13 protein-coding genes are annotated in these 23,696 nt (G+C 49.2%); 6 read left to right on the forward strand and 7 right to left on the reverse strand.

Translation table 11 applies throughout. The features are described 5' to 3' along the window. Positions 1-6: 6 nt before the first annotated feature. Complete coding sequence (locus tag DXT99_RS09830) at positions 7-2,151, reverse strand: S9 family peptidase (protein WP_115565369.1); 2,145 nt, start codon at positions 2,149-2,151, stop codon at positions 7-9. A 478-nt stretch (positions 2,152-2,629) separates the two neighbouring features. Here DXT99_RS09830 and DXT99_RS09835 point away from each other — a divergent pair, with 478 nt between their 5' ends. From DXT99_RS09835 to DXT99_RS09855, 5 genes are all read left to right on the forward strand, one after another. Beyond that, positions 2,630-5,743 (forward strand): SusC/RagA family TonB-linked outer membrane protein, encoded by a 3,114-nt coding sequence (locus tag DXT99_RS09835; protein WP_115565370.1) that lies wholly within the window; start codon positions 2,630-2,632, stop codon positions 5,741-5,743. 11 nt (positions 5,744-5,754) lie between these two features. Further along, positions 5,755-7,173 (forward strand): SusD/RagB family nutrient-binding outer membrane lipoprotein, encoded by a 1,419-nt coding sequence (locus DXT99_RS09840; RefSeq protein ID WP_115565371.1) that lies wholly within the window; start codon positions 5,755-5,757, stop codon positions 7,171-7,173. 313 nt (positions 7,174-7,486) lie between these two features. Next, positions 7,487-8,965, forward strand: a complete 1,479-nt coding sequence (locus DXT99_RS09845) for a circularly permuted type 2 ATP-grasp protein (protein WP_115565372.1) — start codon at positions 7,487-7,489, stop codon at positions 8,963-8,965. A gap of 80 nt (positions 8,966-9,045) precedes the next feature. After that, positions 9,046-9,996 (forward strand): alpha-E domain-containing protein, encoded by a 951-nt coding sequence (locus DXT99_RS09850; RefSeq protein WP_115565373.1) that lies wholly within the window; start codon positions 9,046-9,048, stop codon positions 9,994-9,996. Between the two features lie 66 nt (positions 9,997-10,062). Further along, positions 10,063-11,031: a S66 peptidase family protein gene (locus DXT99_RS09855; RefSeq protein WP_115565374.1), complete on the forward strand. Its 969-nt coding sequence runs from the start codon at positions 10,063-10,065 to the stop codon at positions 11,029-11,031. Positions 11,032-11,055: 24 nt separating this feature from the next. Here DXT99_RS09855 and DXT99_RS09860 read toward each other — a convergent pair whose 3' ends face one another. Continuing rightward, on the reverse strand, positions 11,056-12,282 hold the full coding sequence (locus tag DXT99_RS09860; RefSeq protein WP_115565375.1) for a serine hydrolase: 1,227 nt from the start codon (positions 12,280-12,282) through the stop codon (positions 11,056-11,058). 367 nt (positions 12,283-12,649) lie between these two features. Between DXT99_RS09860 and DXT99_RS09865 the strand changes: the two genes are divergently transcribed. Continuing rightward, a complete protein-coding gene (locus DXT99_RS09865) occupies positions 12,650-14,257 on the forward strand; it encodes a hypothetical protein (RefSeq protein WP_115565376.1) in 1,608 nt (535 codons plus the stop codon). Between the two features lie 263 nt (positions 14,258-14,520). On the opposite strand, the gene DXT99_RS09870 is transcribed toward DXT99_RS09865, so the two are convergent. The 5 genes from DXT99_RS09870 to DXT99_RS09890 all read right to left on the reverse strand — a co-directional run bounded on the left by DXT99_RS09870 (position 14,521) and on the right by DXT99_RS09890 (position 23,653). After that, positions 14,521-18,618, reverse strand: a complete 4,098-nt coding sequence (locus DXT99_RS09870; protein ID WP_115565377.1) for a chemotaxis protein CheB — start codon at positions 18,616-18,618, stop codon at positions 14,521-14,523. A gap of 39 nt (positions 18,619-18,657) precedes the next feature. After that, the gene (locus tag DXT99_RS09875) at positions 18,658-20,214 is read right to left on the reverse strand and encodes a GAF domain-containing protein (protein ID WP_115565378.1); all 1,557 of its coding nucleotides are present in this window, start codon (positions 20,212-20,214) and stop codon (positions 18,658-18,660) included. 112 nt (positions 20,215-20,326) lie between these two features. Then, the gene (locus tag DXT99_RS09880; RefSeq protein ID WP_115565379.1) at positions 20,327-20,623 is read right to left on the reverse strand and encodes an antibiotic biosynthesis monooxygenase family protein; all 297 of its coding nucleotides are present in this window, start codon (positions 20,621-20,623) and stop codon (positions 20,327-20,329) included. A 440-nt stretch (positions 20,624-21,063) separates the two neighbouring features. Then, the gene (locus tag DXT99_RS09885) at positions 21,064-21,951 is read right to left on the reverse strand and encodes an alpha/beta hydrolase (protein ID WP_115565380.1); all 888 of its coding nucleotides are present in this window, start codon (positions 21,949-21,951) and stop codon (positions 21,064-21,066) included. Between the two features lie 34 nt (positions 21,952-21,985). Then, entirely contained in the window at positions 21,986-23,653 is a 1,668-nt protein-coding gene (locus DXT99_RS09890; RefSeq protein WP_115565381.1) for a carboxylesterase/lipase family protein, read from the reverse strand. Positions 23,654-23,696: the final 43 nt, after the last annotated feature.

Consider the following 23,696-nt stretch of genomic DNA (forward strand, 5'->3'; position numbering starts at 1 on the left):
GTGTAGCTACCGTTGCCCAATCCCTTTTCTGAATAGTTTCCGCTGGAAAAACTCTGCTGTGGCATTTCCCGCTTTCAGTGCATTGGAAAATCGCATCCAGTGGTGGGTATCGTCTACCAGCACAAGCGTTTCGAAAGGAACCCCTTGGGCTTCAAGGCGTCGCACCAAATCAATGCTGCTGCTGAACGCCACATTGCGGTCATCATCTCCGTGTATGAGCAGAACCGGTGACCTCCAGGTGCCGACAGATGAGACCGGGGAAGACTCCCAAATCACTTTGGCCGCCAGATCAGCATCCGGTGCACGCTCATAACGGTCTGGTGCAACAAGGTCAGCGATACGCCCGACAGAACGATCGCTCATACCATGGATATCCACGCCTGCAGCAAAGAGGTCTGAGTCGCGCCCCAATGCCAGCGCTGTGAGGTAGCCACCGTAAGAGCCGCCGTAAATGCCGATGCGGCTGGCATCTACCTGTGTCTGTTTTGCCAGCCAAGTGGCCGCTGCCCGTATGTCCTGGTATTCAGATGCTCCGGTAAGCCCTGCTTTTTCAGGTTGGTGAAAGGCATGCCCGTACCCAATACCCAGGCGGTAGTTCACTGACAGCACCACAAAGCCCAGGCTGGCAAGGTACTGGTTCATGGCATAGGCATTGGCATAGTAATCGGAGTAGTGCCACCCTAGGAGCATCTGCCGCGATGGGCCACCATGCACATACACGATAGCTGGTTTTTTGCCCGCACCGCATTTTGGCTCGAATAGCTGCGCATGAATGGTCAGGCCATCCGGCGCTTTATAGGTAACCTGCTGCGGCGTTACCAATTGCTTTTGCGGGAATGAAGCAGGTATAAGATCCTGGGCAAGCACTTTCACCTTGCCCTTGTTGAAGGCCATCACAGACGGAAGCGGCGGGCGCTGTGCTGTAGCCGTTATCAAAGCCACTGTGGCACCATCACCCGTTAACACCGGCGACCATTCCAGGCCGTCCCCGGGTGTGAGTAACTCCATCGCAGCCTTGTCTACCGGAACACGCACGATATGCCGTCGGTCTATATCTTCTTTGTCTGGTCCCGTGTTTGCAGTAAACAGCAGCCATTTTCTATCCTGACTCAGGCTGATGTGTTCGGCCATAAACTCCCCCTTTGTGAGCAGCAGCGGCTCTCCTCCTGCTGCCGGCATGGAGTACAGATGCGGCCACCCGTCCTGGTAAGAAAGAAACACGATACGGTTTTGCGCCGCCCAGTGTAGGTTATAGCCACCTTGTGTGCTAGGCACAGACCCAGGCAGCGTCTCCGGTGCTTTCCATAGCTGGCTAGCTTCTCCGGAAGCTACATCGGCCGTCCAGATAGCCCAGGGCCTGTGGTGCTTTTCCAGGTAGGCTTCAGGAGCGCCTCCTGTGCCGGGTGTGCGTACAAAGACAAGCCGCTTCCCGTCTGGTGACCAGCGTGGTGACGTGTCTTTATAAAAGGATGGGGCAATCCATTTGATAGGTGTGTTGCTGTCTGTATAAACTCCTATAAATGCGTGGCTTCCCCGATTTGAGACAAAGGCTAAACTCTTTCCATCAGGTGACCACTCCAACGAACTGATAGAACCTCTTGCTCTGAAAAGCGGCTTCGCAGCAGCTGTTTTCTTTAACAGCGCCTCCCATACCTGCCCATTCCTGACAAAGGCAACCCGGTCACTGTTTGGGGAGATAACAGGGTCATCTCCCTCTGCCAAGGCTCTTGGCTCTCCTCCGGCAAATGGTACAGACCACAGCTGCACTTTGGGTGGCACCGGATCAGAAAGTGGATTCACAGTTACACCCTCGTCCCATATTGCTCCGTGCTCTCCTCCCCTTACGTACACCACCCACTGCCCATCTGCTGAAAGAGATAAACTGGTGATTTCCTGTCCGTCGTCAACGGAATAGTTTGTGAGTTTGCGGGGAGTAAAGGCCGGCCCCTCCGCCACATACACGTTACGCCTGCCCTGCTCGTCAAACACCCAGGCAACCCGGGAACCTTTCGCGGAGGCTGTCAGGCTGCTTGGGAAAGGAAAACTCCGAACGGCCTCAAATGTAAACTCCTGCGCCTGCAGTGGCACGCCCGGTAGCAACAGCAGAAAGAAAATACTTAACAGGAATAGATAAAAACGATGTTTTTTCATAGTTGACTTGTCTAAGGACAGGATTGCGTACTATTACAGCTGCCTAAATGTGCTAAAATTTTAATGTGTAGTCAACATTTTATTTGAAAGGCAAAGCAGCAGAAGCCCTGAAGTCTCCTCCTGTATTCTACATATTTAAGGATAATGTATTCTCTGGCAGCCACTTCAGTGCTTAAGCTTCTATCACCTGAGCCACACCACGAGGTACCTGACTGTAATATTTACCCCTTCTTTGATGCGCAGCAATTACCTGACTCAGAAAAATTTTCCTGCTTCTGATAGCAAAAACCACGTTTTCTGGATATATTCCATTTCACTTACAGCAGGCAATCCTCCCTGCAAGAAACATTTTTTCAGTGACATTATCATTATTTCAATAAAAGCATCTAATGCTTTAAATAGATATAATTATTGAAATATCTTAGCAGAATAGTTTCACCAAAGTTTTATTATCGTTCAAAGTTTAATCTCTTACATTATGAAAAAAATCTTTACTTTTCTCTTGCTGGTGTGCTGTGTAACCAGTGCCTTTGCGCAGGAGAGCGTAATTACCGGCAGGGTCACGAGTGCCGCAGATGGCATGGGGCTGCCAGGTGTTAGCGTGATTGTGAAAGAGACCACCAGAGGCACCGCAACCGATGCTGAAGGTAATTACCAAATCAGGGTTCCGGACAATAACGCGGTACTCGTATTCCGGTTCCTGGGCTACGAAACCCAGGAAGTGCCGGTAGGAAACCAGTCGGTTATCAATGTGAGCTTAGGAACTGATAGCGAGCAGCTACAGGAAGTGGTAGTGACTGCTTTGGGTATTTCGCGTGAGAAAAAGGCGCTGGGTTATGCCGCCCAGTCTGTAGGTTCAGAAGAACTGACACAGCACCGCCAGCCGAACGTACTGAATGCCATGCAGGGTAAAGTGGCCGGAGCCGTTATTTCCAGCACAGGAGGCGCTCCGGGTCAGGGAACCGACATCCGTATCCGTGGAATAAACTCTATCGATCCAAACCGGCCTCACCAACCACTTTTTGTGATTGATGGAATCCAGATGGATAACTCTACCTCTACTTTTGGCCAGGGCACAGAGCTCCGGGGCATGAGCAACAGGTTAGCTGATTTAAACCCGGATGATATAGAAAGTATAAACGTACTGCGTGGCGGTGCGGCTACTGCTTTATATGGATTGAGAGGGGCCAACGGCGTAGTGGTTATCACAACTAAAAAAGGGTCACAAGGTGCCCTGCGGGTTAACTTTACCAGTACAGCTGGCATTGAAGAAGTTAACAAATTCCCTGATGTGCAGGACACCTACACGCAAGGTTATTTAGGCGAATATGACCCTGAGAGCTTCTGGCCATCGTGGGGACCAACCGTGGCAGAGGCCCGGCAGATAGATCCGACACACCCGACTGAACTGTACAACCACTTCCAGGACGCCTATGAAACGGGCAGCCAGTTCAGGAATTCGCTTTCCTTCGCAGGCGGTACGGAGCGCTTCACCTTCCTGTCTTCTATCTCACACCTGCGCCACGAGGGAGTATTGCCTTTTACAGACTATGAGAATATTTCTGCCCGCCTGAATGCAGAAATCAAGGTAAGCGATAAGTTCAGGACCGGGGCCAACTTCAACTACATCAACTCCGGCGGAAACCGCTACAACGCCGACCGCTTCAACGAAAGCCTCAGCTACTGGTCGCCGCGTTGGGACGTAAGGGATTTCAGAACGCCGGATGGCACCATGAACACGTACGGCAACAACAACCCGATTTATGGCGCTGCCACAAACCAATTGGAGGACGACGTAAACAGGTTTATCGGGGGTTTGAGCTTTGGTTATTCTCCGCTTAGCTGGCTGGATTTCAGCTACCGCATCGGCCTGGACACTTATAACGAAGACCGCACCGCTACAGCGCCAGGTCCGCGTGGACTGGCCGGTGAGCGCGTGTATGAAGACAATGATCAGGGTTTTGTAAACGAGTATACTACCAAATTCAGAGCCATCAACTCTACTTTTATTGCCACGCTGAATTCTTCCTTCGGCGAAAACTTTAACGGAACACTGCGGCTTGGCCATGAGTTGTATGACAGGAGCACGAAAAGCTTTGGAGTGGAAGGCTCCAACCTGGCTGTTTATGATTACTTTTACCTGACAAACGCGCAGTTTCTAACACCACGCCAGCAGCAGGAAGAGTACCGGCTGATGGGTTTCTTCGGAGAAGCTTCTATTGATTACAGAGACTTCCTCTTTCTGACCCTGACGGGCCGGAATGATATTACGTCTACGCTTGAGAATTTTAACCGGACCTTCTTTTACCCTTCTGCCAGCCTGAGTTATGTGTTCAGCGAGCACCTGGAGCTACCTGCATTTATCAACCAAAGCAAGTTAAGGTTATCATATGCCCAGATAGGTAAAGATGCACTACCTTATGCTACCTCCTCTGGCTACGGCACTTACTCTGTGCTCCCAACAGGCTATACCGGCTATACCAGATCTGCCCTACTGGGTAATGAGGAACTCCGTCCGGAATTTACAAACACCTATGAAGCAGGCCTTGAAATGTCGTTCTTCAACAACCGCCTGGGCTTTGACCTTACCTATTACTACTCGCTAAGCAAGGACCAGATCCTGAGCATTAACGTGGCAAACACTACCGGTTTTATAAGAGCAGCGGTTAACTCCGGTGAAATGCGAAACGCAGGTATAGAGCTAGCGCTAAATGCTACTCCAATACAAACCAATGACTTCAGCTGGAATTCGTCACTGGTTTTTTCTGCTAACCGCAACAAAGTCCTGAGCATCAGGGAAGGACTGGAAGAGATTACGTATGCCTCGCAGTTCGGCTATGTTGGCTCCACTGTTACTATGAAACTGATACCAGGGGAAGCTTACGGTAATATCTACGGCTCACATTACCAGCGCTACTATGGCCCCGGTGAAGAGGAAGACCCGCTGTTCCTTGATGAGTCAAGGCCTATTGTTATCGGGGAAAACGGTTTCCCGGTGCGGGCACCGCTTTCAAGCCAGAAAATACTGGGTAACTCTCAGCCCGATTGGATTGGAGGCTTTACCAACACCTTTACCTACAAAAACCTTAGCCTGACAGGCTTGATTGATGCCCGCGTAGGCCATGAAAAATACAACCAGATGGGCAACTTCTTCTCTGCTTTCGGTATAGCGGAATACACCGAAAACCGTGACGATGTAATTGTGTTTGATGGGGTGCTGGCAGATGGCACGCCTAACACACAACCTGTGTACTTAGGACAGGGTGTAGGACCTGATGGCGTAAATTATGGTAACGGCTTCTACCGCAACGTGCACCGGGGCGTGTCGGAGAACTTTGTGGAAGACGCCTCCTGGGTTCGTCTACGTTCCCTGACGTTGAACTACAGTCTTCCGGAGCAGTGGTTCAACAGCATTTTCATAAAAAATGCCAATGTTTCGCTCACCGGCAATAACCTGTTGCTGTCTACAAACTTTTCCGGCTATGACCCCGAAAACAGTTCTACGCCTAGCGGCAGCAGCGTGGATGGCTTTGCCGGTTTTACTTATCCGGCAGTTAGAAGCTACCTATTCACCCTTAATCTTGGATTCTAATTAGAAGCGGTATGAAAAAGATATTCAGATATACGTTTGCCCTTGTCATGATGGGGGCACTATTCAGCTTACAGAGTTGCGAGGATTATTTTGACCTGGATGAGAATCCGAACCTGGTAAACAACCCTCCTTTGGCTACCATGCTGGCTACCACCACTCAAAAGACCGGCCTCAACAGCCAGCGGGTGGCTAATATTACGTCCTACTTTGTACAGTACCTGGCTGGCCCTGTAGCAGGAGGTTCAACAGACACCTACCAGGTAACGGATTACACCAGCACCTGGGATGCACTGTACCTGGCCATGGCCGACATCTATGACATGAAGCAAAAAGGCATAGAAGCGGGAGCCAGTGATTATGTAGGCGTAGCCAACGTGCTGATGGCCTACAACCTGAGCCTGGTAACTGACCTTTGGGGAGATGCGCCTTACAGTGAAGCCTTTGTTAGCACCACCCTCACGCCAGGCTTCGACTCGCAGGAGGAACTGTATAACACATCGCTACAACTGCTCGACGAAGCCATAGCGGAGTTATCCAAAACAGATTCGAATGTGTTATTAGATCCGGACAGTGACCTGATACATGGAGGGGACAAGGAGAACTGGATAAAAACAGCTTACGCGCTCAAAGCAAGGTTCCTGAACAAGGTAAGCGAAACCTCCTCTTATAATCCTGAAGCTGTATTGAGCGCTGTAGATAACGCCTATACCTCAAATGCTGACAATGCAACGATGGGCGTATTCCAGACACGGAACCCTTGGGCTACTGTTGCGCTGAACAATGAAAACCTGGTGTTAGGCGGCTGGCTGTCTGAGCAGTTTGTGGAGCACCTGAAAGGAACAACGACCGGCGTTTTCGATCCCCGGATTGCCCAGATTACAGACACAACTATTACTGGAGAATATATCGGCACACCTAACGGAGTAGGCAATGTAGGGTCAGCCAGTAACACAGTCAGAGACGAGTCTTATATTTCCCGTAATTCACCTCTTTCAGGAGATGAGTCTCCCTTGATAATTATTTCCTACCCGGAAGTGAAGCTGATTGAAGCAGAGGCAGCTTTACGAGCCGGGCAGACAGACAGAGCTTATGCTGCCTACCTGGAAGCAATCGAGGCAAGCATGGACCTGCTGGAGGTAGATCCGGCTGCTGCGGAGGAATACCTCTCTGACCCGGCTGTAGCTGTAGGTGCCTCCGACCTCACGCTCGACCTGATCTTTAATGAGAAGTATGTGGTAACTTATCTGAACCCGGAAGCATGGAACGATGCCAGACGGTATGATTATGCTTATGAAGGCTTCGAGTTACCTGCTAATGCAGACTTATCGACATTTATTCGCCGGGTAGCTTATCCGCAGGGAGAGGCATCCAAGAACCCCAACACGCCTGATAGCCCGGTTTTGTCGGAAGAGCTTTGGTGGGACGAGTAAAACCTGATTTTGTGTAAGATAACGAGTAGAAACAAATAGAAAAAGCCGCTGTAAGTACAGCGGCTTTTTCTATTTAGAGCATATTTCAGACTCATCTCCTGAGCTGCAAACGCGCGCTTTCAAAAATAAAATTTAAACATGCTCTTAAACACTACCGAAGCTGATGCGTTGAAAACAATACTTTTCTCCGGAAGCCATTAGAATGAAGCTCCTTTTCATGTGTCCGGCTGGAAACTACAACATAATCAAAGAACAGAAAGCAGATGTGTTTCTCCTGCTGAGGAAAACCAGGTGCTGATAAATATAATAGCAGATGCAGCATAACAACAGCGATACAACAAACGGGATGTTTGATGATTACAGCCTGAACCCTGATTTTCTGGACGAGGTTTTTTCCCCGGACGGCGCAGTGAAGCCTGCCTACGCCATGATAATTGAGCAGCTCAGCCAGTATTCGACAGCAGACTTAGCTGAACTTTATGAGCGCGCCCATCAAGCCTTTTTTGAGCAGGGAATAACCTTTAAACTTCCATCTGACAAGCCCAAAACACGCGAACGGGTTTTTCCTTTTGATCTTTTACCAAGATTGATCAACAGCAAGGAGTGGGAGAAGCTTGAGCGGGGAGCTATCCAGCGGAACATGGCCATCAACGCGTTTATCCACGATGTATATCACCAGAAGCATATATTCAAAGACAAGCTGATACCGCAGGAACTGGTCACAAACTCTGTGCACTACAGCCCGGCGATGGTCGACTTAGATCCGCCTGGAGGCATTTACAACCATATATCCGGCACAGACCTGGTGAAACACAGCGACGGGGAATATTATATCCTGGAGGACAATGTGCGCACCCCTTCTGGTATGAGCTATGTGCTTTCTAACCGGGAGGTAATGAAGCGAACCATGTTTCAACTCTTCGGCAAGTACGCATTAAAACCGGTGAAAGAATTTACGGAGTACTTTCTGACCTTGATGCGATCTGTGGCGCCAGCCGGTGTAGACGAGCCCAACGGCGCGGTACTGACAGATGGGATGCAGGCTTCGGCTTATTTTGAACATGCCTATATGGCCCATAGTATGGGGGTTCCGCTGGTAGAAGGAAAGGACCTGTACGTAGAAAAGGACAAGGTATATATGAAAACAGTGGCTGGCCCCAAACGCATAGACGTCATGTACAGGCGCCTGGACGATGAATTCCTGGACCCCGAGGTATTTAATGCCGACTCAGTGTTTGGCATACCGGGTATCATGAAAGCGTACCGGAAAGGCAACATCAACATGCTGAACGCGCCGGGCTGCGGAGCCGCGGATGACAAAGCAGTTTACAGCTATGTGCCCGCTATGATTCGGTACTACCTGGGCGAAGAACCTATTCTCAACAATGTGCACACGTACCTGTGTTCGGAGGAAAGTGACTATAAATACGTCATCGAAAACATGGACAAGCTGGTGATTAAGCCGGTAGATGAATACGGGGGCAAAGGCATATTGGTCGGCAGCGCTGCCACAAAAGCGGAGTTAAGCGAATACAAGCAGAAGATTGCCCAGGACCGGAGCAAATACATCGCGCAGCCAATTATGTCGCTGTCAAACCATGCCACCTACATTGAAGGAAACAACAGGTTTGAGCCCCGCCATGTAGACTTACGCACCTATACCCTGCTTGGCAAAGACATGCAGTATGTGCTCCAGGGAGGGCTAACCAGGGTGGCACTGACGGAAGGTAACATGATTGTCAACTCATCCCAGGGTGGTGGCTCCAAGGATACCTGGGTGCTGGAGGAGTAAACTACTTCTCGGAACCTGTTGGAAGCAGAGCGGGAACGCAGGAGGTATAAAGAATCTAATTGAGTACTAAAACGCAAAGCATGATGCTATCAAGAAGCGCAAAAAAGATATACTGGATGGGGCGCGACCTGGAATGGGCTGAGTTTGTAGCTCTTTATTCGAGAGTGCAATATGAAAACCTGATGGATTTGCCAGCAAGGCAATCGAAAGAAGATTTACTGGAATCTATACTGCATGTGGCAGATGCACAGGAGAATTATTTTTCTGTTCATTCACAACTGAAGGCAGAGGACGTGCTTACCTTTATATGTATTGAAGAAGCGAATCCCAATTCGGTTTTAGCTTATGTAGACAGGGTTCGGGAAATGGCAAGGGGCGCTCGTGACGGCCTTTCGCTTGAGCTCTGGGAGTACGTTAACCGTTTCTACCATACCATGAACAGCTATAGCACTGAAAGACTACACCGGGAGGGTATACAGGGTTTTGCCGGGGCAATAGAGTCTAACAGCTGCCGCATTAAAGGTTATATACATAACAACATGCTCCGGAATGAGGCATGGATGCTGTTTTCACTGGGGATGTATATGGAAAGGGCCTTCCTGATAACCCGGACGCTCTTGCACCAGATGCAGGCCATTGCCACGCAGGAAAGCTCCGGGCAGAACGGGCCTGATGAAAGCTACCAGTTTGCCCTCCTGCTTGGAAGCATAGGGGGCTACGAAATGTTTAAACAGGGATATCAAAAGAATGCTTCCCGTAAGCTTGCACTCGACTTCCTGTTGTTAAATACAGAATTTCCGAAATCTGTTGTGCATACCCTCACCTCCATCCACACGATACTGAAAGACCTTCATGCTGCCCGGCAGGAACAGGAAAGCGCTCTCCAGTCTACTTCACATACCATTCTTTCACAATGCCAGGATTTCACTCCAGGGGATCAGGCAGAATCAACAGTAGACTTTCTAAAAAAAACACTGGCCAACCTTCATGCGCTGGCCGGGCAGTTGGAGCAAACTTATCTGAAATTCTGATTTTTCAGTCCCGGACATATCTTTACCTACCTCTTTCGTGTTCATGCCAGCTTTAAACTTTTGCTTATGATACCACCAAAATTAAAATCCGGCGACCATGTAAGGGTCATTGCACCGGCACACGGCCTGTCGCCGAAATTAACGAAGGAAAACAAAGAGCAGGCGATAAAGGGATTTGGCGAACTTGGGCTTACGGTCAGCTATGGTAAATATGTGCATGAGCGGGATGAATTCAATACTACCCCCATTGAGAAACGGCTGGAAGACCTGCACGATGCCTTTACAGATCCCAATGTTCAGGCCATTATCCCGGCGATGGGTGGTTCAAGCGCCAATCAACTGTTAAAGTATATTGATTATGAACTGATAAGGGAGAACCCGAAGATCCTTTGTGGCCTATCAGACATTACGGCATTGGCCAATGCGATTTATGCAAAAACAAAGTTGGTCACCTATTATGGGCCCCATTTCACGATGTTGGGAGCGAGTAAAATTGTAGATTATTCTTTTGAGTACATGAAGAAGACCTTTTTCTCCGATGCCGCTGTCCGGATAAATCCTTCTGAATACTACATCGATTCTGAATGGGACAGCCAGGTGATAGTTAATGAAGGATTCTGGTCAATAAATGAGGGCGAGGTGAAGGGAAAGAGCATTGGCGGGAATTTCATTACCCTCAATTTATTAATGGGCAGTGAATTTATGCCGGACCTGACTGACTCCATCGTTTTCTTGGAAGCAAACAAGGTCATCGAATTCAGAGACGTACAAAACTACCTGCAGGCCATCCTCAACCAGCCCGACAGCCATAAGATAAAGGGCCTGATCATTGGCCGCTTTCAGAAAGACACCAGCATGACCCGTGAATTACTCACCACCATGATCCACAGCAAAAAAGAGCTAAAAAATGTACCGGTTGCCGCTAACGTAGACTTTGGCCATACCGCTCCCATGTGCACCCTGCCCGTTGGCGGCAATATCAGCCTTCAGGTGAAGAAAGACGATAAGGTGCATATCATAGTGGAGGAACATTGACAGCAGCCTGGTTATAAGTTGCTATCAATCATTTGCATCCAGGACCGTTTTCCTGCTACTGCTGTCTTTACTGTAATCTATCCTGAACTTCTCCAGGTTCGGGAGGTGCTTCTTTTTTCGTTTTAACTCATGCTGGTACATCACCTGCCCTAAATCTTTCATGAAGGGAAATCCTACTTCCTCATACTCAGAGTTGTCGTCGTTGAAAATTTCATCTTCATTCACAAGTATAACGGCCGTCAAAAGAAACTCCACCTTGTTTTCAAAGTCCACGATGTAGGCATTGTCAATTATAAAGCCATAGGCATCCCCTATCTTATTGAAAATCCGGATATTGTCCGGTATCGGTTCCTTTCCATTTCCAAACATCAGAAACTTCACATAACTGTCAGGATACTCCTGTGGGTCGTAGGCGGGGTAGTCGCTTTCGCGGGGAAGCATCGACATATACTTATACAAGAAGGCATAGTCATCGGGCGTCAGGTTAAACCGCTGCTTTTCCGGAACTGACTCCGGGAACAGCGTGGCTTTCAGAATTCCCTGCAGGTTTTCTACGGATATGTAATTCTTACCTGAAAAATCCATCGGCTCATTCACAAACTTGTCGTCCTTATAATGGCCTTTCCCCAACATGACGTTGCTCAACCTGGTTGGTACAGGTGCAGGATTCCTGTTGAGTGGCTGCCGGTATAGGATATTGTCACCTTCATAAAAAGTAAAAGGATTGGTATGGGCATTTTCATCAGGGCTCAGGAAGATGGACAAGCGATGCACCAGCCGTACATCCTCATAGCCTTTCTGGTGCAGCGCCTGGTTAAGCTGCTGCTGCCCTATAAACTCATATAAGCGGTTAAAGGCATCGTTATCACTCACAAGCAACACCTTTTTGATATAATGCGCAATAGTAGGAAGCTGATTTTGCGAACTGCTGTCGACTTTTACGTCACTTTGGCCGGCGTATGCACTGTCTATCTGCAGAGGCGTGTATTTGTTTAAGCCTGCAATATTTAACTCATTCAACTTCTCCAGCGCTACCAGCGCCGCCGGCAGCTTGATGGTGCTGGCCGGGTAAAAATACTCCTTCTCGTTAAGCCGATAATTATAGGAGGTAAAGTGCGGCTGGTTCTGAGCGTCGCGGTCTATTTGCGTGTACAGGATCTGCACCCGGTACTTATCGGGGTTATCCAGTATCTCCTGAAACTTCTCCGGGTGTTCCTTCAGGACTTTCTGAATTAGTTTCTTTGACTTCATCGTCTGTGCAGAGGCAGCCTTTTGGTGCAGAAATAAACTTGCGTGGAGGAACAACAAACACAAAAGCACTGGCAGCCTTAACTTGCTGCGCCGATCGGTTTTACTCATAATAGCCGTGGATATTCTAATATCAAGGTACAGACTTTTATGAACTTCTCCATATAGGAAGCGGAAAAGGAAAAATACTGAAGAAAGAATTACGTTGTACTTTCAATCAAATTCCTGGCAGTACACATCAAGTTTATAGTGCTGAAAACTTATAATGGCCAGTTCAAAATTTATTAATGCCACTGCACTTTTGCAGTACATCAACCTTTGCTAACTTTAAAGCTTCTCAAAGCCTGAATCATACGTCTGTTTTCTTTATATGAAAAAAAGTATCCTGTTTTTTTCTGTCTTCTTATTGTTCATCACCAAAGTATCTGCACAGAATGACACGGTAAGAGTGCCGGCTCCTACTGTTATAGCCTCTCCCCCGACTGTTATAAATACTCCCCTGAAACTTAATTTCCCGGAACAACCGAACTGGAACGTATTGAAAGAGGGAGAAAGACTCCAGTTTGAGGCAAAAGCCTCCGGTGGTGCTGACAGCACTTATACCTATGCCCTCACACAGGGGCGGGAAGAGGGAATGGAATTTGACTCCCTTGGCCGCTTCTCCTGGACCCCCAGCTACGATTTTGTAGACCGCCTGAGCGATGGGCGTACAGTTCAGCTTCTTTTTGAGGCAAGAAACAAAAAAGGTGAGAGTGTGAACCAGGTAGTGGAGTTAAAAGTAGAGCATGTTAACCGCCCTCCTGTTGTTGCCGAACTGAAGCCGTTCTATGTCCGGTATAGCACGCAGAACACCTATACCATAGAATCATCAGCGGTAAAGGACGAGGACAATGACCCCATTGTGTTTGTGCCTGTTACAAACGCAATGCCACAGGGAGCCAAGCTCTCAGCACAGGGAGAGTTTACCTGGAAGCCGTCCACCAGCCAATTCAGGCAGCTACAGAAAGAGCCGCTTATGCTGGAGTTTTATGTAGAGGACCAGCCGGCAAAAGCCCGTACGAAAGGTACTTTTAAAATTGCAGCAACCCAGCAGGATCTGCCTCCCAGCATACAGATGATTCCGTCTCAGAAGAGATTCGCCTATGATGAGAATGCCACCATCAACATTATGTTTCAGTTGACCGACGAAAACGGGGAAAGCGATATAGCCTCGTTTAGTTTTATTTCTGAAAACACAAATGTTCCTGCCACCGCGCTTGTGAAGAACACACCTTCCCAGTATGAGTTTATCTGGAGACCGGGTTACGATTTTGTGAAAGACCCTCTGGATTCTCTTACGTTTGATGTCACCTTCTTTGTGATGGATAGATCGAACCAGCGGGATACCCGCACAGTGACTTTCGCGATAAAGAACGCAGTGAATGAGGAAGAAATGGACCAAAAGCTCTATAATGAGTATCGGTCGTCGCTGGTAAAGGCCTGGGATCTGATGGAGCAGTTAAAGGAGGCTGAAAAGGACCTTAAGAAAAAGTACAACCGGGCTAAGAGAGGGAAAAAAGGCAGATCACTTACCAATGCCTCTTTAGGAGCCGTAACGGGCATTTCGCCAGTGGTAGTAGAGGAGCCTGGCACTTCTAAAAAGATAACTGCCGTTGGGGGCACCATGGTGATGACGATTGGAACGCTGGAAGCAACCGAAGTAATCGGACGCTCTACCAAAGACCTGATAGAACGCCTGAACTACATTATTGAGAAGCGAAACGAGCTGCAGACAAAGGGCGACATTTTTGCCCGCAAGTATGCGCTTAAATCATCACGCCGCAGCCCGGAGTTTATGAAAGACGTTGATAATTTTGTGGCCGTGATGAGCCTGAAAGGCATGGTAGCCCTGGAGCTGGATGCTGGCTGGCAAAACAAATCTAAGCCAACAAACGAAAACGTGACCAAAACATTCAAGGACTTCAGTTCCGGGAACTGATTGCTGTAAATACTGAAGTAAATCAGCGCCCTCATCATATAGTTTAAAACTGTATGATGAGGGCGCTGATTTTTCTTTTAGACCATTATTAACTAAATACTGCGTACGAAGCTGTCCTACAGAACCCACCCCTGCCCCTCCAAGGAGGGGAGGGGAATCTGCAGACAGGCAAAATATAATACGCATGAACCGCTGATTTTTCTTTTAGATTTAGCCGGATCCCTCAATCAGGTATCCTGTTTTGTTAGGAAGCAGAGATGTTCTTATGCTTTATCATTCCTGAAATACAACCTGAAAGTTGTTCCCTTTCCTTCCTCACTCTCCACTTCTATTCTACCGCCGGCATTGTCCATCATGCGCTTCACAATGTAAAGCCCCATGCCTGTGCCATCTACATGGGAGTGGAAGCGCTTGAAGAGGGTGAACATCTTACCAACGTTTTCCTCACTAACTCCCAACCCGTTATCCGCCACGGTTAGCAGTACGTGGTCCTCTACCTGCTCCGCTTTAATACGCACCTGGGGCTGCCGGTCTGGCGAACTATACTTGATGGCATTGGTTACCAGGTTATACAGGATGCTGTAGAGGTTCTTCCTTGAGAAGCGAACATGAGTCCCCTTTTCAAAGTCGGTATGCAGTTGGGCCTTCGCCTGTGAAACCATGTCCTGGGTGTTAGCCGCTACATTTCTGAAAACCTCCTGCAGCTCTACCAACTCCGCTTCGCCGTCTATATCCCGCTGCACCTTGGCAATGTCTGTCAAATCTTTGATAACATCCTTAAAACGGCGGATAGAATCTTTTGTCATTTCAAAAAGAGGCTTTGTCGGTTCCCCTGGCAAAGGGTCTGACGACTCTATTTGCTCTTCCAGTAACAACAGCAAACCTTCAATATTGGCTACCGGTGCTTTCAGGTCATGCGAGGCCGTGTACACAAATGTATCCAGGTCAGCGTTTACTTTTAGCAAATGCTCGTTAGTGCTCTGCAGGCTTTCCTGAGTGGCCTTCAGGTCTGAGAGATCGATAAAGGAACCCAGCACCCGGTATGGAATCTGGTACTCATTCTGCAGGATATAAGCACGGTTTGCTACATAGGCGTAGGTTCCGTCTTTTCTGGCAATACGATACTCCCCCGACCACTGGTCTTTGCCATAGTTCACAGCATTGTTTATCTCCTTTACCATCTGTGCCCTATCATCGGGGTGCACTATATCAAACCATCCCTGCACACCCGGGTTCATCTCTGCTGTCTCGTAGCCCAGTATGCTTTTGAGGCTCTCACTCCACCAGATTTCATTTGTTACCAGGTTCCAGTCCCACACCACATCATTTGTCGCCATGGATACCAGCCGGAAACGCTCTTCGCTATCGGCCAGCGCCTGCGTACGCTCTGCCACCCTTTTCTCCAGCTCATTGTTCAACCTGATTAAATCTTCCTCTGCCTTTTTAATTTCTTCATAAGCGAGTAAGACTTTTTCTTCCGTGATTTTCTTCTCTGTGATGTCGGCCATGGTGATAGTTACCCCGTCTCCCATTTTCACAGCAGCAATTTCGTACCAGGCTTTATGGTTATTTACCTCCAGTTGCTGCTCGATGTGTAGTGGCTGGCCAGTCTCCACCACGCTCACAAACTTTTTAAAGAGACCGCTTTTCTTCAGAAAGGGAAGGTCTGCCAGCACATTATTGTTTACAAGCCGCGCGTTTGACTTACCCAGTAGTTCCTCCGCCTTCCTGTTTAGCAGACTCCAGGTAAAATCTGTTACCTCTTGCTGCTCATCCCGCACAGCCCGGAAAGCCATGATATTGTTCAGGGAGCTGTTCAGCACGCCCTGCACCACATTGCTGAGCTCCTTTAGCGTGGTAACATCCACAAAGCTGAGCACAATGCCATCTTTATGGCCATCATGCTTCAGGTACGGAATAATACGCATGAGAAAGCACCTGCCTTCATTTGTCTCTACCTCCTGCTCCACCTCACCGGACGTATTGTTTACTTTCTGTATGTTCTCGAGTAAATCAGCGTGCCTCAGATTGTGAGACAGGTGATGGATAGGGCGCCCCAGGTCACTGTCGATAATGTTGATCAACTCTTTCACCGTAGGCGTAAACTTCCGGATAATAAGGTGGTGGTCAAGGAAGAGCTGCCCAATGTTCGAGCTCCGGATATAGTTATCCAGGTCCTCGTTCAGTTCATGCAGCTCCTTTATCTTTAACTGATGCTCGGTGTTTACGGTATGTAGTTCCTCGTTCAGGGACTGCATTTCCTCGTTCGAGCTTTGCAGTTCCTCGTTAGAAGACATCAGTTCCTCGTTCGTGGACTGCAGTTCTTCGTTGGAGGTGCTTAAATCCTGTACCGTTAAATGCAGGCCCTCCCGAGCTTCCTTCAGCTCCATCTCCAGGGCAGAAAGCTGCTGGTAATAGTCCGAATCCGATACCATAGACAAGTCTGTGGCTTTCGGCAGCAGGTTCGTCTGCGCAATCTCCTGCAGCAGGATGAGTATTACCTTCGGTTGGTTTTTGTCAGCAGCGATGGGCCGGATGGAGACATTCACAAACCAGTCTTTCTTCCCGTTTTTCACAGCCACCTGCCGGACCAGTACTTTCCTGTTCTGCTTCAGCGCCTTCCGTACGCCTACGCTTATCGCTACCGCCAGTTCTTCCGGTACCATTTTCAGAAGATTAAAGTGCAGGCGCCTGTTAGGGAACTTTAAGAACCGGCTGATGTCCCCGATGCCGTGCAGCAACTGGTAGTTCTCATCCACATAAAGCCCCGTCACCTTAAAATCCTCCGCTACTGAATCCATAAAAGATTCGCTGTAGCGGTTGAGCTGGGCAACCTTAAACGTAGACTGCTTATCCGCAGACAAGGCGGGGGCATAGTCTGTGATACCGTAGTTTTGCTGTATGCTGCGGCTTTCCTTTATCTTCCGGAATAGTTTCCACTTTCTGTTTTCCTCAGAAAAGAAGGCTTTCATCTCCCCGATGTTCTCACTGGGCCCCAGCAACAGATAACCGTTCTGGTTCAGGGCATAGGGAAACAGGGAAAGGACTTTCTTCTGAAGGCTCGGGTTAAGATAAATGAGCATGTTACGACAGCTGATCAGGTCGATCCGGCCAAAAGGCGGGTCTTTCTGCAAGTCGTGCTGTGCAAATACAACCAGCTTCCGGATTTCCTCATTCACGATATACCGTTCCCCGCGCTGGTGGAAGAAGCGCGCCAGCCTTTCAGCAGAAACATCCTTCGCTATGGAGGCCGGGTATGAGCCTTTTGAGGCTTGCGTGATAGCGCGCTTGTCTATGTCTGTGGCAAAGAGTTTTATGTTCGGCTCTCTCTCCATCTCCTCAAAGCACTCCTTAAAGAGAATGGCCATGGAGTACACTTCTTCGCCCGTACTGCAGGCTGTTACCCATACTTTAACAGGCTCATCCGCTGCCTTGCTTTCTATAATCTGGGGGATAACCTCCTGCCTCAGTAATTCGAATGCCTCCGGGTCGCGGAAGAAATGGGTAACACCAATAAAGAAGTCCTGGCTTATCAGGTTGATCTCCGCAGGGTTTTCATGCAGATAGTTCAGGTATTCCGGCAACGTCTTCAACAGCAGGGTATCCATGCGCTTCCGGAGCCTCCGGTTAATTGTCGCCTGCTTATAATCCGTAAAGTCAGTCTGTGTATGGGTATAGATCAGGTCCAGTATTTCCTGTAGTACGGCGCCATCCTCTTCACCATTCTCCTGCGATTTTACCAACGGCACCTTGCGGGTGTAGCCGATGATTTCTTCCGGCATACGCTCCGGTGACAGCACATAATCTGCGAACCCGGCCTCGATGGCGCTGCGGGGCATGCCATCGAATTTGGCTGATTTCGGGTCCTGCACCACCACCATGCCACCGGCCTCTTTGATGGCCCTGCCCCCCTTTGTCCCGTCAGATCCTGTGCCCGACAATATAACGCCAATCGCATACCGGCCAAGGTCTTTCGCCATGGACGCAAAGAAAACATCAATGGCAAAATTCGGCTCCCGGTCCCGGGTTTTATCTGCCAGGCGAAGCCGGCCCTTTTCCATGGTCAGTTGTTTGCCGCTGGGCAACACATACACACAGTTTGGCCTGGTGAGCATATTGTCCTCCGCTTCCTGTACCTGCATCTGGGTATGCTTCGAGAGCAGCTCCGCCATCAGGCTCTTGTGGTCGGGCGAGAGGTGCTGTATAATAACAAACGAGAAGCTTGAGTTGCTCGGAAAATGGTCGAACAGCTGATGAATGGCCTGTAAGCCACCTGCAGACGCACCTATACCCACCAAGTAGTGATCTGCCGGACGGGATGATTCTTTGCGTACAGGCGCCTGTTTATTCATATCAATCATAAAGCTCAAACCTTGAATAAGGCTGAAATAGGCATGCTCTTAATGTCTTTCTTTAATTATCTTTTCCAGCACAGCACTTCTCAGCGCTTCTGCGGCATCTGTTTCCTCGGCCAGCCAGGGCAGCGAAGTATGTTTAACCGTTTCCTGGTATGTGGCAAAAGAATTTCGGGGGTGGTATGTTTTCCCGTCAGGTTCCATCTGAATGGCGTTGTTCGGGTTGCCGCCCCAACTGACGGTTTGCAGCACTTCAGGCCGAAACCCTAAAATATACTCCCCCTGCTCGGCATTAATTGGCAGAGCGATTAGCCCACTCACCACATCCTTATAGTCTTTGCTTTGCGCGTACTGTTTAGGCAAGGAATCCGTCATAAACAAGCCGTCTTTCCTGTTTCGCCGGAGCCAAGCCACCAGTTCTTTTATCTCCTGGTTGCCGGGCGTGCTCCCGCTCGTCCGGATGCCGCCCTCAAACAAAACCGCAGCACCCGTAAGGTGTAGCAGGTCATGCAAATTGGTGGTACCAGACAACAGGCCCTCCGCAAAATTAGAGTTGGTATATAACTGCTCCAGCAGCCGGGCATGTACGCCTCGCAGCTGCGCCTGTAGCAGGACGGTATTCTCTCTCTCCTTGGAGGCTATTTGAGCAGACACAATACCTGAAAGCAGTTCCAGTGCTGACCGCAGCTCATAGCTGGGGTGCATTGGCAACTTATGATGACAGGAGATAAGCCCCCAAAGCTTATTGTCGATGATCAGGGGCAGCGACATAGAGGCCATGATGTTCAGGTTTGCCAGGTACTCCAGGTGCACAGTGGCCACGCTGCGCAGGTTGCTATCTGTGAGGTCGGTGAAGCGCTGTGTCAGCGGGTTAATAACCGGAATGAGGCGCACAGGTACGTAATCGCGGGTAGGGATAAGCCTGTAAGGGTTGCTGAAGTACAGGTCTCTGGCTTGCTTTGGCACGTCGGAGGCAGGAAAGCGCAGGCCCATATAATCCGCCATGTCATCCTCTCTGGCCTGTCCTATCACGATACCGTTCCATTGCGGATCAAACTGGTATACCAGCACCCGGTCAAAATCAGTGAACTTCTTCATCTCATCAGCTGCCAGCTGCGCTACTTCCGCAGTGGAGTTTGCCTGTTTCAGCAAAGAGGTAATGTACTTGATTTGCTGATAGAGGCCCAGGAACGACTGCTCACTTGAAGGAGCTGTGTTCTCCTCCAGTTCAATGATTACATACTCTTCCCTGGGGTGCACTAATGCAGTGAATGCCCGTGACGCGTCCTGCACTGTAAATGTAAGTGTTAGCGGAATCTTCGCCTGGCTGTTCTGGTTTGCAATCTTCGCCTGGATATCGTCATACTGCCCGGCCGGCAGATAGGCTGAAAGCGGCTGCTCCAGCAGCTCATCGACAGGGATGCCCAGAAAAGAATCGGCATTGTCACTGGCCTGCACAATGCGCAGCTCCGGCTTATTTACCACCAGCAGCATGCCGTGGGGCTGTATCAGGTTGACCAGGTGTAGGGGAATACTTCCGCAGAACTCCGAGTCGTAGTTTTTTTCAATACTTACATTAATTGTTGCCGCTTTTTTTTCCATGCAGTCTAGTGGGTGATGCCTGCCCTCCGGGGCTTTACAGCTGTTCTTTTTTAAAGTTGATAATTGCCATACGTGCTTTTTGTTTAGACCAGCCGCCGATTATCTCAATATACTATCTGCTCACCTGGTCGAAAAAACGGACTTTCATGCTTCCGGGAACAAGCTTCAGCCCTTTTGGAATGCCCTGGTGTGCCTCCTTCATATGATCTTTGTACCAGACGTTATAGCTATTATCATCCTCCCAGTACGTCATCACCCATATCTCGCTGCCATTGTCCTGCGGCGAGAGCACTTTCATCTCCAGAAACCCGGCCGCATCATCTACAAGGTGAGGTCTTTTCACAAACGCCTGCTTCACCTCATCCTCCATTCCATTGGCAACCTCAAATACACTTAACGCTATAAACATGCTGTTTTCATATAATTAGATAAAGGGAGAACTGCTTTACAATCCTCCTTACGATACAATACCCTATGTAAATTTAGCAGTAGTTAAGGAGTAGGTCAAAAATTAATGCAGGATTTGTCTTTTTTATCTGATATAAGCAAACCAAAATATCACTATCTAACCTATTAACAGCAGTTTATGGTTCGAACGCTATCCCTTTCGCAAGTACTTGTATTGTGCCGGGCCTGCTTGTACTTTAACTTTCCCTTTTCTACTTCCGCCGTTATATTTTTTATAATAGTCAATCAGTGATTCCGCTCTCTACACTTCTTTCTTGTTCATTTCACTGTCCTTACGGTATTAGCTGCTTCTTTACGACATGAATCAAGAACAAGCCATCCCTCAATAAAAAAAGACTGCCAGCTTTGGCAGTCTTTTTTTATTGAGGGATGGAGTAAAGCCTATTTCCTGCTCATCGCAACAGCTCCGTTAGCCTTGAGGACCTTATCAAAAAACAGCATGTGGTAGCCCAGCGCATTTTCCCAGTAGTCCCAGGTGTGGCCACCGGGGCGCTCTGTGTAGTCGTGCGGTACCTTTTTATATATCAGTCGCCGGTGCAGTTCCCGGTTCGGCTCTATCAGGAAATCATCCACGCCACAGTCAAAGATGAGTTTTACATCATTTGCCTTCATCTGGTCTGCCATGTTCACCACTGAGTTAGCGGCATACTGATCAGGTGTGGCTCCTACCGGGCCAAGTATACGCTCAAACCCGGGTGCAATTTGTTTCGCAAACTCAGGGGGTATGCGCCAATTGCCAATGTTGAGGTCTAAAGCCCCGCTCATACTACCGGCGGCACAGTAAAGTTCGGGATGGCGTGTTGCCAGGTAAAAAGCACCATGCCCTCCCATGCTCAAACCAGTTATAACACGCCCTTTCCGGTCGCGGATGGTACGGTACGTGTTATCAATTTTATCCACCACCTCTTTTGTGATGTAGGTCTCAAACTGATTGTCCTTCTGCACAGGGCTGTTTAGGTACCCGCCTAATTTCTCGCCCTCCGGCGTTACAATAATGAGGTTGTACTGGTCAGCCAGTTTGTGTAGCAGCTTCTTATCAGGCGTTTGTCTGAGCCAGTCGCTGAATTGCCCTCCTCCCCCATGCAGCAGGTACAGCACAGGGTAAGTGGCTTTACTTTTGGTATAGGTTTCAGGCAGCACCACCGCCGCCCTGTAAGTTTTTTGCATCGCCGCGCTCGGAATATCCAGCGAGTCTACTTTAGCCCCGAAGGACTGTAAACTCAGGCCCGAAAGGCAAATGAGCAGATAGAAACGAAATAGTTTTTTCATTATGATAGGACTTTCTGTATAAACAAAGCAATACCTACTTCGTCTGAAGCTTGTCCAGTATAATATAGCGCCCTCGGTTCTCTTCCGGTTTGGCTACCGTCTTCACATCAATGTGCATCACCTGCACTTTGTCTTCATTGTTGGCAGTTGGCCAGGTTGGCAGGCCTTTCCCATTCGGGTTGCCACTTTTAATAAAGTTGGCAAAGTAATTCTGCATCACCTCTGACACCTGGTAATCCTCCGGCGTCCAGGCATATACTTTATTTGAGGCCAGGTTACCCATGGCGTACTCGATTTCTGCGGCATGTACCGCCCCACGAGCAGCAGGCATTTTAAAAGCGTTCGGGTCCTCTTCTTTTACAACGCCTCCGGCCAAGCCAGAGGAAGCGTTGCCCATTTCCGCTGTCATAGGTGGCCGGGGGCGGGAGAACAGGTAACGGTACACCGGCTTTCCGGAGCTCTGGCTGTGCAGGTCCATCCACTTCCAGGTGCTGTAGGCAATAAACCGGTCGCCTGACAGGTCTGTGGCAGCCTGTAGTGCTTCCTCGTCCGTAGTGGCTTTGTATACCTCCAGCACCTCGTCTGCTTTCTCGCCATACAGCCTGCGCACTGCATTCTCATAATTTTCTACTGTAGGCTTCTCTTGCCCCATCACCATCATATAGTTCATCTCCTCCGAATTCCAGCCAGCCAGCAGCGGCACCTTTGCCTGCTCACCGGCTGCGTAAATAGCCGCTGGTGACTTCGGGAAGAAGTAGCCATCAATTGTTGCGACAAAGTATCCCATACCCTGATTGCCTGCAGCCTCTAAAAGTTGCTGCGCCGGCATGGCACGTAGTGCTGCCAATGAATTGGCTCCAAGGCTGGAGGCGAATTCAACTCCGTTTTTCTCTGCTTCAGCTAGCGGAATCGGGTCCAGGCTTGAATTAACCAATGCACCGCTCTCACCGATTGCCCCTGCTATCAGGCCCTTGGACAATGGAGAGGCCATCTGAGCACTAACGGAAATAGAACCGGCTGACTCGCCCGCAATCGTCACTTTAGACGGATCGCCACCGAAAGCAGCAATATTCTGCTGCACCCAGCGTAGGGCAGCATTCTGGTCCATGTAACCGTAGTTGCCGGACGAGTTGTGGGGTGACTCCTTTGTTAACTCCGGATGGGCGAAGAAGCCAAATGCTCCGAGCCGGTAATTCACAGTTATAGCCACAATACCTTTCTGCGCCATGCTTTCTCCATCGTAACGTGCCTCCGAGCCGTCACCAGCCACAAAGCCGCCGCCATAGAAGTACACCAGCACCGGCAAGCGCTCTTTTTCTGACTTTGCAGGTGTCCACACGTTCAGGTAAAGGCAGTCCTCGCCCATGCCGTCAGAGCGGAAGCCCATGTCACCGAACACAGCCAGCTGCATACCCCGTGGCCCGAACTGCTTTGCCTCGCGCACCCCCTGCCAGTTCTGAACAGGCTGCGGCTCCCTCCATCGCAGGTCGCCCACAGGCGGTGCGGCAAAAGGCACTCCTTTAAAAGCACGAATTCCGCTTTGCTCTGTGGTTCCTTCCACAATGCCATTCACTGTTTTCGCCTGTGTAGCAGTTTGCTTGCCCTGGCTGGTCTTTGCTTTTTTTGTTTGTGCAGATGCCTCTGGCATTGCCTGGCCGCTCAGCAGCATCAATATTAAAAGTAGTTTGAGGGGACGTATCATAAATTCTTATCAGTTTGTAAAATGCCTGTACTTTATGTTATTT

This window comes from Pontibacter diazotrophicus (assembly GCF_003367245.1).
Classification (GTDB): Bacteria; Bacteroidota; Bacteroidia; order Cytophagales; family Hymenobacteraceae; genus Pontibacter; species Pontibacter diazotrophicus.

Bases quoted from the DNA above. Each gene is read 5' to 3' on its own strand.
- DXT99_RS09830 (WP_115565369.1), bottom strand. From the start codon at position 2,151: ATGAAAAAACATCGTTTTTATCTATTCCTGTTAAGTATTTTCTTTCTG.
- DXT99_RS09835 (WP_115565370.1), top strand. From the start codon at position 2,630: ATGAAAAAAATCTTTACTTTTCTCTTGCTGGTGTGCTGTGTAACCAGT.
- DXT99_RS09840 (WP_115565371.1), top strand. From the start codon at position 5,755: ATGAAAAAGATATTCAGATATACGTTTGCCCTTGTCATGATGGGGGCA.
- DXT99_RS09845 (WP_115565372.1), top strand. From the start codon at position 7,487: ATGCAGCATAACAACAGCGATACAACAAACGGGATGTTTGATGATTAC.
- DXT99_RS09850 (WP_115565373.1), top strand. From the start codon at position 9,046: ATGATGCTATCAAGAAGCGCAAAAAAGATATACTGGATGGGGCGCGAC.
- DXT99_RS09855 (WP_115565374.1), top strand. From the start codon at position 10,063: ATGATACCACCAAAATTAAAATCCGGCGACCATGTAAGGGTCATTGCA.
- DXT99_RS09860 (WP_115565375.1), bottom strand. From the start codon at position 12,282: ATGAAGTCAAAGAAACTAATTCAGAAAGTCCTGAAGGAACACCCGGAG.
- DXT99_RS09865 (WP_115565376.1), top strand. From the start codon at position 12,650: ATGAAAAAAAGTATCCTGTTTTTTTCTGTCTTCTTATTGTTCATCACC.
- DXT99_RS09870 (WP_115565377.1), bottom strand. From the start codon at position 18,618: ATGATTGATATGAATAAACAGGCGCCTGTACGCAAAGAATCATCCCGT.
- DXT99_RS09875 (WP_115565378.1), bottom strand. From the start codon at position 20,214: ATGGAAAAAAAAGCGGCAACAATTAATGTAAGTATTGAAAAAAACTAC.
- DXT99_RS09880 (WP_115565379.1), bottom strand. From the start codon at position 20,623: ATGTTTATAGCGTTAAGTGTATTTGAGGTTGCCAATGGAATGGAGGAT.
- DXT99_RS09885 (WP_115565380.1), bottom strand. From the start codon at position 21,951: ATGAAAAAACTATTTCGTTTCTATCTGCTCATTTGCCTTTCGGGCCTG.
- DXT99_RS09890 (WP_115565381.1), bottom strand. From the start codon at position 23,653: ATGATACGTCCCCTCAAACTACTTTTAATATTGATGCTGCTGAGCGGC.